We start from the raw sequence: 12,875 nt of genomic DNA, 5'->3' as shown, positions 1-12,875 counted from the left end.
TCCCTGGCTACTATTTTTCCCCTTCTTTATCTTACCTTAGTACATGTCTTTTTTCTATCATTTTTCGACAAAAAATATCCCGCTGCCCCGGTTAAAACCCCCAATACCGCCCCGCCAAGAACTTCTTCCGGCTGATGGCCGAGCATTTCTTTGAGCTTTTTTGGAGTTTTCTCTTCGAATTCTACCCTTTCTTCCTTATGAATTTTATCGATCAGTTCACCCAGATCGTTTACCTTCAACGTCAGCTCGCCGGCCTGGCGGCGGATTCCCTGTGCATCATACATGACAATCAACCCATAAACGAGGGAAAGGGCAAAATCGATGGTCGGCATCCCCCTTTTTAAAGCAATATACGTCGTCAATGACGAAACACCGGCAGAGTGGGAGCTCGGCATGCCGCCGGTCTGGAAAAACAGCTCAGGGCGCCACTCCTTTTTTTTCACGTAGTGAATCGGTATTTTTAAACCCTGTGCAGCTCCGATACTTAATAATGCGATCAATACCCCTTTATTCATAACCTTTCACCTCTTTTGTTATTTTGAGGAAGCATGTGCCTCATTATTCCTGTCATATAAAAAGAACCGGGTAGTTCGCCAGTCTATCGCCGGGTTCCACTTATCTGAACAGACTGGATATACAACGATTCCCACTTTTCAAGGTGTTAAACCATGATGGTATTTGCCAATCTTAATTTTTTGACGAAAAAAAAGGAACTGCACACTCGCAGTTCCTTTTTACGCATATTCCTTTTCTGATTCTGATTGGAGAAATCTGTGCAGGCCTTTAAATTCCATTTCAACGAATTTCCCGACCACTTTTTCACGGTTTAACCGAAATGCCGCTTGATCGAGGGTGCAGGCAATTGGGACATCGCATTTAATTTCGGCGAGCTGCCGGCTTAAATGGAGCATCTCAAGACCCTGCTCAATTTTCAACCGATGGGCATTTGAAAGCCGGTCAAGATTGGCCACAATTCCTGCGACATTTTCATGTTCCTTCAGCAGCTTAAGAGCTGTTTTCTCGCCGATCCCTTTTACGCCTGGATAGTTATCGCTTGGATCGCCCATTAACGCCTTTAAATCGATCATCTGCGCAGGCAAAATACCTTTTTCTTCAAAAAAGGTGTCTTTCGTATGAACGAGGTAATTGCCATAGCCTTTCTTTAAAAGAATAACGGAAATTTGATCATCGATTAACTGTAAAATATCCTGGTCGCCGGTTAAAATCATCACATTTGCATCAACGCTGCTTTGCCTCGCAATCGTTCCAATGCAGTCATCCGCTTCAAAGCCTTCCAGCCCGATACTCGGCACATCAAAAGCTTCGACCACTTCTTTAACAAGATCAAATTGGGGCATTAATTCAACCGGCGGCTCGCCCCGGTTTGCTTTATAGCCATCGTAAAGCTCAGTCCGGAACGTTTTGCTTCCCATGTCCCAGCATACGGCGACGTGCGAGGGATTAAAGGAGGAAACAGCAGTTAAAAAATGCTTTACAAAGCCGTAAACACCATTTGTCGGCAGTCCTTTTGAATTGACCATAAATTGGCCTGTCACGGCAGTGGCATAAAAAGCGCGAAACAACAGGGCCATTCCGTCGACAAGCATAAATGCAGGCTTGTTCATATTCTTAAAAATCTTCCCTTCCGGCAAATGTTTTTTCAGGCAAAATCTATTATAACACGGGCCCAGGAGAAACTCCTTAATCGTGTTTACCAGCTGAAGAAGAATTCAATTCCCCATTTCCCGTTTCTCGATTAATTTCTTCACATGTTCTTTTGGCGTCCAGCAGTTAAAACGGTAGTCCGGCCTTGTTTCATATCCAAGCCGCCGGCATAAATAATTCATCTTCTTGCTGGTCCGGGCCGCCTGAAAGTGAATGCATGTTGCGCAGGCATGAAATGAGCTTTTCATCTAACCCTCCTATAGTTGCAGCAGTTCCCAAAGCCATTCGTTCAGTTTATCCGCAGCAATCTTGCCGCGTCCGAGATTTTCCCCGCGTTTTGATAACAGTCCACTTTGCTTTTCCAATTCAGCAATGACAAATTGAATTGCTTCTGCGGGCGGCAATATTCCGGTTTTTTTCGAATTGATCAGAACCATGTATTTTTTTAATAGTTCAGTGTCAGCGTTTTTATATATTTCCTCCAGTATCCTGTATGGTGAGAATATTTCATTTGTTGCCGCTAAACACTCGGCAATAAAAAAACTTCTTCCCGCCTGGATCAACTGTTTGATTTGTTTGGCAGAAACTTTTTCCTTCCCTATTACGTTCTTTAAATTTCTTGTCATCAGGCTCCGATAATGCATAAACAACGCGTACGGAGAAAATCCCGATTCGACGACGTCCTTTAAGCGCTGTCCAAAGCCGCTGGCGTCCCGGTAAACGAATGGAGCGAAGACCCACTCGTAAAGGCTTGCATTTGACTTTCCGGCGAGCTGCAATGCTTTTTTGATATCCCAGCCTTGCGCGTCAAATGGTTGCTTGATGTCGATTACGGCTGGCCGTGGATTCAGGGCAATGTAGCTTTTCAAGTCTTTGTACTTAAAAATAAACCGGATATCAAAATCAGATTGTTCCGAAGCTGTATTCCATGCCCGGCTTCCGGCCTCGCACGCATACAGAACCGTCATTTGATGCTGCTCTTCAAGCTCCTCCAGCCAGCGTTCCATTTCATTCATCCTTTTGCGTAAAAGATTCAATTTCTTCAGCTTTTTTCTTCAGTGCTTCTACAGGATAACCTTCATTTAAAGCAGCCAGAATCCCTTCATAGAATTCCTCTGTTTGTCTCGTAATGCCCGCAAGCATCGTTGTGAACAGTTCTGAAAGCAGCCGGGAATAGTGCTCTTTTAATCTGTCACTCTGCAATTTTATATATTCATCCGCTGGCTGTTGCAGCGCTTTTTCCAGCTCTTCGCTCATCAGACGTTTTTCATTTTTTTCAAAAAATGCTTTCGGGTTTTTAAAATAAACGGCCGCCTTTTTAAACAACTGCCGGTCGATATCCTTGAATGCAGACTGAAATTCAATGCTGTCAAACTCGACAGCGTCCAGCTGTGAATAGCTTAAATCGATATTTTCTGCTGCCAATTCGGATGTGAAGGCATTGTAAAACTCCGCTGTTATTTTTCGGATATAGGCTTCAAGCCTTAATCCAGTTGCCCTCATTTCTTGTGCAAAATCGAAGCCCAAGCTTTCCAGCAGGTCTTCGAGCGCGGTATTTACGGCTTTTTTCAGGTTCCTTCCATCATCCTTGAGCAGGGATGGGTTAAAAGCTTCTTTAAAAAAATCGTTGAATCGGAAAAATACGCGCTGTTTTATATAAAAGGCAAGCTCATCTGTTTCCTGGTGCAGCCTGCTTAATAAAACTTCAGCACTTTGAGAGCGAATCGTGTCAAGAAGCTGTCTTTTTTCGCTGATAATTGCGATTCGCTGTTGATTTTTCGCTTCTTTGTCTTCCAGTGAAGCGGTGATCAGCTTCTTGATGATATTTTTTGTTCTGTTCAGGTCAGCTTCTGCAGCTGCTTCGGCCATTTCCGTTAAATCGTTAGCGATAAACGAATAAAACTCCTTTTCAAAAATGGGCATCCGCGAATCAGTTCCCGGTTCATTCCCCTGTTTTTCCTGCAAAGCGAGCAAGCTGGACAGTGCGAACAGATTTGGCTTTCTGATCCCATATTGAATCAGCTGGTCCCCGACATATCCGATCACATCGTCCATTTCCTCATCATTAGCCGCAAGGTCGATTGCATTGACTACAAAAAACATTTTATCGAGCTGGAACGTTTCCTTTACACGCCCCAATTGGATCAAAAATTCGCGGTCTGCTTTAGAGAAAGCGTGGTTATAGTAGGTAACGAACAAAATCACATCCGAGTTTTTAATATAATCAAAAGCGACTCCGGTATGGCGGGCATTGATCGAATCAGCTCCAGGCGTATCAACGAGTGTAATTCCCGCTCTTGTCAGCGGGCAATCATAAAATACTTCTATCCACTCAACAAGGCATGATTTTTGTTCATTTGCGACAAAATCGCGAAATTCTTCTAAATCGGACTCAATAACAGATCCTAACTGGCCTGCATATTTGTTAAACCCTTTATAAAATGCAGTTAAAAAAGCCAGATGCGTTTTCTCGGCAGCTTCTTTAAATGTTTCCTTTGCGGACAGCTTGCCAATCAGTAACAGTGCATCGTCGAAATCGGCTGCATTCAAGTCAAAGAAATGCAATGACCTGTTCACATCGTTAAATAACGTTTCAGCATCCTTCAGTTTGATATTTACGCTCCCATGCACGTCGGTTGATGTAACAGGCTTAATTTTGTTTATCGCTGCAGTCGTCGGATTAGGTGAAACAGGAAGAATGCTTTCTCCCAGCAAAGCGTTTGCAAATGACGATTTACCGGCGCTAAATGCACCGAAAAGTGCGACAGTAAAATTTTTGTTTTCAAGACGGAACGCCTTTTCGATCAGATCTTCACTGAGCTTTAACAAGCCGGGAACATCGGTGATTTGCGCCGAGGCATGCCTTAAAGCTGCGGCAAGCCGGCTGCGCCGGTCCGATGATACGGCGATGTCCTTCCCGGGAAGCAAAACGGCTCCGCGCGGACGCTCCTTCCGGCTTTCCGTTTTTTCCGGGGAATCGGGCTGAGCTGGATGGCGGATGATCTTTGGAGTATCCGCTTCCTGAGTAAACAGCTCCTTCACCCGGGCAGAAACTGACTCATTGCCAAAATCTCCCGACAGAAGCTTTTCCAATTTAAACTTGATTCTCGTTTGGCTTTTTAGAATAGCCTCCCGCTTTGTGGCGGCATCAAGATAAGCCTCCAATTCTTTATGTTCCGCCTGTAAAACGGCTTTATCTGCAGATGATTTTTGCTGAAGAACAAAAACGATTTGCTCTTTTATTTGCAGCACCTGCTCTCTGGCAATTTTTTTCAATGTATTGGCAAGATCTTCTGTATAATTTAAAAGAGAATCACCTGTAACGCCGGCACCCGGCTTAACCGTTTCCTCCAGCAGCTTTTCGTCAAATTGGACCGAAATCGTTTGCGCTGCATGCTCAAGGTCTGGATGATGAACCGCCTCGTCCTTGATCATTTTCAGCAGCATCTCTTTTAAATGCCATTCAAGCTGCGATTTTACTTTTTCCTGAAGATCTTTGAAGAAAGCAGCGAGCCGCTCCGCCCTCGCCTGCTCCGTTTTTTGCCGCGAAAACAAAATGCCTATTTTAAAATCGGATTGCCGCGACTGCAAGTAGCGTTCTGCCAGTTCTCTTGTCTGGAAAGGCATGAGGTAGGCATTTTTTAAAAGCGCTTCTGTTTCACTCTCTATTTTTGCAGCCGATTGCCCGGCCGAACTGTCAAGCCGCTCAATGTCCTGAAGAAGATCTGCTGTTTTCTGCAAGAGCGTCCGGGAATTTTCCGCCGGCACTTCTGCGAGCAGCCGGTCTATTTCCTCGAGGTAAGCTTCATCCTTGGCAGCCATAAACTGAAAATGATCTTCTGCAAGCTTCTTTAAAGAATCAAAAATAGCCCCCGGAAGAAGTTTGTCACGCATGGCTACTTGTTCATATAAGAATTGCTGCAATTCTGAAAATTGGTTATGCGGCTCGCTTTCTTTTTTTAGCGAAGTGAAAAAGATTTTCGCCGGTTTTACACCCCATGAAGCAAAGGCAGTTTGTACGGATTGCGTAAATTCAGGAAAGGTGAGCTCTGTTTCCTTATGCTTATCGATTTGGTTAATAACCAAATACACTTGTTTACCCGCATCTGTTAATTGTTTTGTAAACATGAAATTCACTTCTGATTGGACGTGATTATAGTCCATCACATAAAAAACGATATCGGCCAGATGAAGCGCCGATTCTGTCGCGATTCGATGGGCATCATCCGTGGAGTCTATTCCCGGAGTGTCCATGATCACAGCCTCCGGTGGGAAAGCAGCCTTTGAGGAGCTGAACTCAATCGATTCGATTTGATCTCCGTCTTTACAATAGCTTTTTACCTGTTCATAGTCATATGGCGCGGGGTAAAGATGGGGATGATCGAATTTAAAGTAAACTTTCGCAAAATCTTCCCCGGCTTTAATTTTTACTAGATTGGCACTCGTCGGGATCGGGCTCGACGGCAGTAACTCCTCACCGATGAGCCGGTTAATCATCGTCGATTTTCCGGCAGAAAAATGCCCGCAAAAGGCGATTGAAAATTCCTGTTTATGAAGCTTCCAGGCTAACTGACGCACTTTTTCTGCGTTTTTTTCATCACTGTTTTCGATAAAGCAGCTATACAATGCAGCGACCTTGCTTAACAATCCCTGATCCTGATTAACAACCTGTACCATGAAATGTCCTACCCCTTGTTTGCATTAATTAAAAACTTTCTCTCATTTTAAACGATTTTTCAAACTTTTTATAGCTTTACGCAAAAAAGAAGCCCGGCAAATTCCAGGCTTCTTAAAGCTATTATTTAGATGGAGCAGGCTTTAATACATGGTTTAATACATACTTCATGATGAACCCATAAACGCCCACTGTTAAAACAACCAACATTGAAACCATATGTAACACCATCCTTGTTAATGATGTATTTGAGAATAATTTTCAAGTTCAATTAGATCTTATCACGAACGATAATCATTTTCAATAAACTTTTTTAATTGTCACACTTTATTAACATGTTTAGGCAAAAACCGATTGGTACCTGCAAACCGTCTATCATACTCCGTGAGCTCTCTTAACGCTTTCTCTTCTGCAGGAATGCGGATCGATAATATCAATGCATTGAGAATCGAAAAAAGCAATGCTGTTATATAGGCGTCGAATAACAAAGGGACAATGAACAGCTCCAGTGTAACAATGATATAATTCGGGTGTTTCATAAATTGGTAAGGACCCTTTTTGACTACTTCGCTGCCCGGCAGAACGATGATCTTCGTGTTCCAATATCGCCCTAAAGAGGTTAAAGCCCAAATCCTCCCCGCCTGCGTGATCAAAAACAAGACTAGTAATAGCGGCCAGAAAAAAGAAAGCTCTTTCTTAAAATAAATGACCTCAAAAAGTAAACAAATAAAAAACAACGCATGGATGAACACGATGATCCGGTAATGCGCTTTGCCAAATTCAATTGCTCCCCGTTCTTTCAGCCATCGTTCATTCCTTTTTGCAATGACGAGCTCGATCATCCGTTGGGTGATAACCACTGCTAAAAATATAAAAAACAGCACTATTCCCACCTCATCAGTAACAATTCAGAACTGAATCCAGGCCCGAGCGCTGCTGCCAATCCCAGCTGGCCGCTTTGGCCTTTTTGTAAAAATTGTTTTAATACGTAAAATATCGTTGCTGATGACATATTGCCGAAATTCCGCAAAATATCTTGTGAAACTTCCACCATGTTTGCCGGCATGCTCAGCGACTTAACGTATGCATCAAGCACTTTTTTTCCGCCTGGATGGGCAATAAAGTGGTCAACGTCTTCTATTTTTAAATTAAAGTTTTGCAAAAACAGGATCACATTTGGTCTCAGCCAATTTTCGACCAGGGAAGGAATATTCTTTGAAAATACGACAAATAGCCCTTCGTTTTTCACATCCCACCCCATCACCTCCAATGAATGCGGCATTGTCGTGGACCTCGTTGCGAAAATTTTCGGCGCAGCCGCCCGCTTTTGATAATGGCGGGCATTCGAATTTCTACCGGCAATTAATGCACAGGCTACCCCATCAGCGAAAAGAGAGGTGCCGATTAAATTGCTTTTTGAATGGTCATTGCGCTGAAAAGTCAGGCTGCAGAGCTCAATCGCCAGAACAATCACCTTTGCCTCAGGATAAGCAAGACAATATTCATATGCCCTGGACAATCCTGCAGCACCTCCTGCACAGCCCAATCCCCAGAGCGGAATCCTTTTTGTATGGACTGAAAAAGGGAGTTCATTCATGATTCTTGCTTCAATGCCCGGTGTGGCAAGCCCCGTGCTCGAAACCGTAAAGATCGCATCTATTTCTGCAAAAGGGACCGGGCGGCTTAAAAATTCATAGTGATGAAGGCAGCCCTTGATCGCGGCCAGACCTAACTCAACTCCATGTTCTATGTAAGCGTCATTTTTCTCTTCAAAGCTCCGGTCGATTTTAAACCAATCAAGACCCTTGACGAAGTGGCGTTTGTCAATTTCCCCGTTTTGAAAAACGGCCAATAGCCGGCCTATATCTTTGAATGTTTCGGAAAAGAGGTCACGGGCAAATTCGGAAACCTGTTCCTGCTTGATTTCATAAGGAGGTACAGCTTCGGCTACTGATAATATAGTAGGCATAACAAACTTCTCCTTTTATCAACATAAGGTTATTTTTTCCATTTATCATCAGCACTATACAAACTTCATGGTGATTCTTTTCCGTACCCGGTGCAGTGAATTTTAAACCAGGGCTCCCTTCTGAAAAACGAAAAAAACTTCCTCCGCCTGGAGGAAGCCATATGTTTTGAAGGAGTTGTTGTGCCTCTTTATTATATAATGAGAGTGTTAAAACGACATCCATCAATCATTACCATTTCAGCAATATATTTTCCTTTAAACCATTCATAATGCTGCTTCCTGGATGCAAAAGCAGCTTCTTTCATATCATGAAACCTTTTGTTCCTTTAAATTCGCGAGCTCAGCTTTTTTACTGCCTGACAAAATATTAAAGACGATGTTTAGAAAGATCGCGGTCAGGCTGCCGGCGACAATGCCGTTGCTTGTTAAGATTTGCATGCTGGCAGGAAGCTTTGCAAATAAATCCGGTACGGCTGTCACGCCAAGTCCCATTGCGGTTGAGCAGGCGATGATCAACAGATTTTCCTGTGAAGCAAATTCAACCTTGCTGAGCATTTTAATTCCGTAGGCGACAACCATGCCAAACATCGCGACCATTGCCCCGCCGAGGACGGCTGCAGGGATAACCGTCGTTAAGGCGCCGATTTTAGGCATCAGGCCTAACAGAACCAAAAACAGTCCGGCTGTATAAATGACATTTTTGCTTTTCACACCCGATAATTGGACCAATCCCACATTTTGCGAATAAGCCGTATATGGAAAAGCATTAAAGATTCCGCCCAACAGAATCGCCAGTCCTTCGGCACGGTACCCGTTTCCCAGATCCTGTTCAGAAACTTGGCGGTTGGTAATGTCACCAAGAGCAAAGTACACTCCTGTCGATTCTACCAGGCTGACAACCGCTACCAGAATCATCGTTAGAATCGCTGTTGCTTCAAAGGTCGGCATCCCGAAATAAAATGGCTTGGCGATATGGAACCATGAAGCTTCCCCGACCGCACTGAAGTTCACTTTGCCCATGAAGTAAGCGGCTACCGTTCCTGCCCCCAATCCAAGCAGAATCGCGATCGAACGGATAAAGCCTTTCGTAAAACGATACAGAAACAAAATAAATAATAAAGTTCCAAACGCAAGCGAAATATTTGTCAGTGAACCGAAATCAGGACTTCCCTGCCCGCCTGCCATGTTATTCATGGCGACAGGAATTAAGGTAATCCCGATAATGGTCACGACAGAGCCTGTAACAACCGGCGGGAAAAACCTGACGAGCTTGCCAAAATACTTGCTGATTATGACTACAAAAAGACCTGAAACAATGATCGCCCCGTAAATTGCCGAAATCCCGTACTGGCCGCCAATCGCAATCATCGGGCCAACTGCCGTAAACGTACAGCCCAGCACAACCGGAAGGCCGATCCCAAAAAATTTATTGCGCCAAACTTGGAGAACCGTTGCAATCCCGCACATGAAAATATCGATCGATACAAGATAGGTTAACTGCTCCCCTGTCAGCCCGAGCGCTCCCCCGACAATCAATGGTACGATCACAGCCCCCGCATACATGGCCAGTACGTGCTGAATTCCAAGTGAAGCGGTTTTTATGATATTTGTGTTCATTTTACAGCTGCCTCCCTCTCCCCGATAAATTGAACCTGCCTGTTTTTAAGCGATTTTATCCTGGCCAGCGATTCGACGCGATAGCCGCTGTTGCGCAGCTGCTCTCCGCCATTTTGAAAAGCTTTTTCGATAACAATCCCAATTCCTGCAACTTCTGCTTGCGCGGCAAGAACGATGTCAATAAGCCCGAGTGCAGCTTGCCCATTAGCGAGAAAGTCATCGATAATCAGCACCCTGTCACCCTTGCCGAGATATTGCTTCGATACAGATATTTCCGTTGTTTCCTGCTTTGTAAAAGAATGAACAGATGCCGTCAATAAATCATTCATAAGCGTTAAGGACTTTCTTTTTCTCGCAAAAATGACCGGCACATTCAAATACAATCCAGCCATGAGCCCGGGAGCAATTCCCGAAGATTCAATCGTTAAAACCTTCGTAATTCCGTCATTTTTAAACAAGCGGGCAAATTCTTTGCCGATTTCATTCATGAGATCCGGATCAATTTGATGGTTTAAAAATGAATCCACCTTCAAAACGGTATCCGAAAGAACCGTTCCTTCGTTTCTGATTTTTTGTTTAAGCAATTCCATCTTGTCCCTCCTCGTCCTGGTGAAAAAACAAAAAGCCTGAAGGCCAAAGCCTCTCTCAGGAAATGAGTGAAGCAATGACCGTCAGGCTATGAGCTTGAAGGTAAAAGGATGAAACAGCAAATAAAGTTCCGTCCCATTGCTCACCCATAGTCGGAACATTTACGGTATTCCGGTAGAGACTTGCGGGCCATATCCCCGCGATTATATGAGTGAAACGTATTGAATTAGTAACATTATAACATCCCAATCTAATAAATCAATAGTTTTCCGCAGGAAACACGAATATTAATAAAAAATAATTACTTTAATATTCGGAAAATAGCAAATCACTGCGATGCTGTCGGGTATGTCATCAACTTCATCTGGTTTATCGTCGACTTTTGAAATATATCATCAACTGCGAGGTCTTCTACTACTGGTTTCAGTGAGAATCACAATATGAGAATAAGAAATATATTTATAAGAAAATAAGACCATTATCCTTATTTTTAAAGGAACAAATAACTTAGATAAAACTATATTAATAAAATTATTATAGTCTATAGTAACCATTTTCTAAAAAAATAAGAAAAATATTCCTATACTGTGGTATAGTTGTTAAAACAATTCATTTTAGGAGGAATATTGCATGTTAAGACGCAGTATAAAAACGATTCTAACTTTATGTGCATTGGTATTAGTTTTTTCATTTGGGAATATTGGAAAAGTAAATGCAAGCTCTGAAGATCAGTCGGGTAAAGAATTAGCAATTGAACTTATTGAGAATTCAAATGCTAAAGACAAATGGAAAGAATTTAGTGAAGATGATAAATCAAAAGTGAAAGAATTTGCAAAATTAGCAAAAAAAGTCGAAAGAAAGGTTGAGCAAAATTCTCCGAAAAATGCAAGTTTAGAAGAAAAAAATACTGTTCTTAATAATCTTTGGGATGAATTAAGTGAAAATGAACAATTAGCTTTTACAGCGTCAATATTAGAAGTAGAAACAGAAGTAGAAGTATTAGATAATGGAAGTCAAGATATTACCACTATGGCATCAGGTAGTAACTCCTTTGTGTCTATCTTGACTGGAAAAACTATAATAGGAGTAAAGTTATATACTTTCCAAGCAAAAAACCTGTGGTACTATGACGGTGTTAGAATTACTTCAAATAAACCATCTGAAGTTGCACAAATTCATCAGTTAGGCTGGTCTTACGAAGGTAAAGATGTAGACTCTGCATATTTCTATAATGGATTTGATTATTGGAGACATGTTGTAGGACATTTTGCACTTAATGTAGGTGGAGCTACTATTCAACATGATTATCCTACATTTGAATATACTATTAGAGCAAATGGAGCTTATTCTATATCTAAATTCATAGGATAATAAAATAACTAGCATAATCTTTAATATATCTAACTTTTGTTTTTATGTTACGATAAAAATCTGAAAGCCTGCTTCGATAATTTATGTTATATAAAGACTATTCTATTACTTTATAAGATAGGGTGAATAATTATTAATATCATTGTACTTTTATTGTATATGGGTGCTGCAGTATTTGTTTTATATTATTTACCTATATTAGCTAAAGACTTTAAAAAAGTTACTGATCAAAATGAAAAAATTATAGAAATGTTAGATGAAATTAACAAAGCTATAAAAAATAAAAATCCATTTTAAGTTCTTAAAATGGATTTTTATTTTATTTTCGTAGTTTGCCTTTATGGCAACTCATTCTGTAAGAAATATATTAGTTGTTTTAATTTATAAAAAATATTAGATGTATTATTACACTAACAGGATGGTCATTTGAAACGTTAGTTGACTCAAATGTAAGGGATAAAGATCCGGAGCAACCTGGATTATAGGTTGCTCTTTTCCAACTAACAATATAAGGATAAATCTTTTAACAAGTACATAAAAATATGCTTTATCACCACTGCCTGAAACACTTTCATTGTTGATTTTCCTTAAAGGCCTCCGCATCAAAAGAGATGGGGATCTTCATCACGGTGATCTTAGTCACATTTTCTTCACATTTCACTCTGTCTGGATGTGACATTAATCACTGCTATATCAAGTTTACACCATTAACATATTACTTACATAACGAATGAACAATTTGTGAACTGCCGGAAACCATCTGGAACTTTCACTATTGTCTTGTATTATGGGATTGTAATCATCTATTTATCTAACTTTTTGAAAGGAGGGAATGGCATGGCAAAAACGGAACTCCACAACCAAACGAAAACAGAAATTGAGGACAGCTCCTCTCTAAAGGGGACTTTAGCTTCCGTTTTTTTACTGGGTTTCTTCCTGATCGTTACCTGGGTAAGCGTTTATTATTTATTTTTAGATCGTTTTTAAGAG

At 41.6% G+C, this 12,875-nt stretch carries 11 protein-coding genes and 1 riboswitch; of the genes, 2 read left to right on the top strand and 9 right to left on the bottom strand.

Annotated features, from left to right (window positions below; all coding sequences use genetic code 11):
- Window positions 1-26: 26 nt before the first annotated feature.
- From CU633_RS11720 to CU633_RS11680, 9 genes are all read right to left on the bottom strand, one after another.
- Window positions 27-515, bottom strand: a complete 489-nt coding sequence (locus tag CU633_RS11720) for a divergent PAP2 family protein (protein ID WP_101660682.1) — start codon at window positions 513-515, stop codon at window positions 27-29.
- Window positions 516-734: 219 nt separating this feature from the next.
- Complete coding sequence (locus CU633_RS11715; protein ID WP_101660680.1) at window positions 735-1,625, bottom strand: 5'-3' exonuclease; 891 nt, start codon at window positions 1,623-1,625, stop codon at window positions 735-737.
- 105 nt (window positions 1,626-1,730) lie between these two features.
- Window positions 1,731-1,913, bottom strand: coding sequence for a hypothetical protein (locus CU633_RS11710; RefSeq protein ID WP_101660678.1), 183 nt, complete (start codon window positions 1,911-1,913; stop codon window positions 1,731-1,733).
- A 9-nt stretch (window positions 1,914-1,922) separates the two neighbouring features.
- The gene (locus CU633_RS11705) at window positions 1,923-2,672 is read right to left on the bottom strand and encodes a nucleotidyltransferase domain-containing protein (protein ID WP_180954941.1); all 750 of its coding nucleotides are present in this window, start codon (window positions 2,670-2,672) and stop codon (window positions 1,923-1,925) included.
- A 1-nt stretch (window position 2,673) separates the two neighbouring features.
- Complete coding sequence (locus CU633_RS11700; RefSeq protein WP_101660674.1) at window positions 2,674-6,342, bottom strand: dynamin family protein; 3,669 nt, start codon at window positions 6,340-6,342, stop codon at window positions 2,674-2,676.
- Between the two features lie 318 nt (window positions 6,343-6,660).
- Entirely contained in the window at window positions 6,661-7,224 is a 564-nt protein-coding gene (locus CU633_RS11695) for an isoprenylcysteine carboxyl methyltransferase family protein (RefSeq protein WP_101660672.1), read from the bottom strand.
- Window positions 7,224-8,309, bottom strand: a complete 1,086-nt coding sequence (locus CU633_RS11690) for a type III polyketide synthase (protein WP_101660670.1) — start codon at window positions 8,307-8,309, stop codon at window positions 7,224-7,226. The genes CU633_RS11695 and CU633_RS11690 overlap by 1 nt, the downstream gene beginning before the upstream one ends.
- A gap of 306 nt (window positions 8,310-8,615) precedes the next feature.
- A complete protein-coding gene (locus CU633_RS11685) occupies window positions 8,616-9,926 on the bottom strand; it encodes a nucleobase:cation symporter-2 family protein (RefSeq protein ID WP_101660668.1) in 1,311 nt (436 codons plus the stop codon).
- On the bottom strand, window positions 9,923-10,516 hold the full coding sequence (locus CU633_RS11680; protein ID WP_101660666.1) for a xanthine phosphoribosyltransferase: 594 nt from the start codon (window positions 10,514-10,516) through the stop codon (window positions 9,923-9,925). Before CU633_RS11680 ends, CU633_RS11685 begins: the two co-directional genes overlap by 4 nt.
- A 127-nt stretch (window positions 10,517-10,643) precedes the next feature.
- A riboswitch (purine riboswitch) is annotated at window positions 10,644-10,745 on the bottom strand.
- Between the two features lie 399 nt (window positions 10,746-11,144).
- On the opposite strand from CU633_RS11680, the gene CU633_RS11675 reads away from it, so the two are divergent.
- Complete coding sequence (locus CU633_RS11675) at window positions 11,145-11,885, top strand: hypothetical protein (RefSeq protein ID WP_101660665.1); 741 nt, start codon at window positions 11,145-11,147, stop codon at window positions 11,883-11,885.
- Between the two features lie 837 nt (window positions 11,886-12,722).
- Window positions 12,723-12,872, top strand: coding sequence for a cytochrome c oxidase subunit 2A (locus CU633_RS11670; RefSeq protein ID WP_101660663.1), 150 nt, complete (start codon window positions 12,723-12,725; stop codon window positions 12,870-12,872).
- The last annotated feature ends 3 nt before the right edge of the window (window positions 12,873-12,875 follow it).

Source organism: Bacillus sp. V3-13 (assembly GCF_002860165.1).
GTDB lineage: Bacteria > Bacillota > Bacilli > Bacillales > Cytobacillaceae > Bacillus_BJ.
This window is presented reverse-complemented; position numbering and strand designations above follow the sequence as displayed.

Bases quoted from the DNA above. Each gene is read 5' to 3' on its own strand.
- CU633_RS11715 (WP_101660680.1), bottom strand. From the start codon at position 1,625: ATGAACAAGCCTGCATTTATGCTTGTCGACGGAATGGCCCTGTTGTTT.
- CU633_RS11680 (WP_101660666.1), bottom strand. From the start codon at position 10,516: ATGGAATTGCTTAAACAAAAAATCAGAAACGAAGGAACGGTTCTTTCG.
- CU633_RS11675 (WP_101660665.1), top strand. From the start codon at position 11,145: ATGTTAAGACGCAGTATAAAAACGATTCTAACTTTATGTGCATTGGTA.
- CU633_RS11670 (WP_101660663.1), top strand. From the start codon at position 12,723: ATGGCAAAAACGGAACTCCACAACCAAACGAAAACAGAAATTGAGGAC.
- CU633_RS11700 (WP_101660674.1), bottom strand. From the start codon at position 6,342: ATGGTACAGGTTGTTAATCAGGATCAGGGATTGTTAAGCAAGGTCGCT.
- CU633_RS11705 (WP_180954941.1), bottom strand. From the start codon at position 2,672: ATGGAACGCTGGCTGGAGGAGCTTGAAGAGCAGCATCAAATGACGGTT.
- CU633_RS11720 (WP_101660682.1), bottom strand. From the start codon at position 515: ATGAATAAAGGGGTATTGATCGCATTATTAAGTATCGGAGCTGCACAG.
- CU633_RS11690 (WP_101660670.1), bottom strand. From the start codon at position 8,309: ATGCCTACTATATTATCAGTAGCCGAAGCTGTACCTCCTTATGAAATC.
- CU633_RS11685 (WP_101660668.1), bottom strand. From the start codon at position 9,926: ATGAACACAAATATCATAAAAACCGCTTCACTTGGAATTCAGCACGTA.
- CU633_RS11710 (WP_101660678.1), bottom strand. From the start codon at position 1,913: ATGAAAAGCTCATTTCATGCCTGCGCAACATGCATTCACTTTCAGGCG.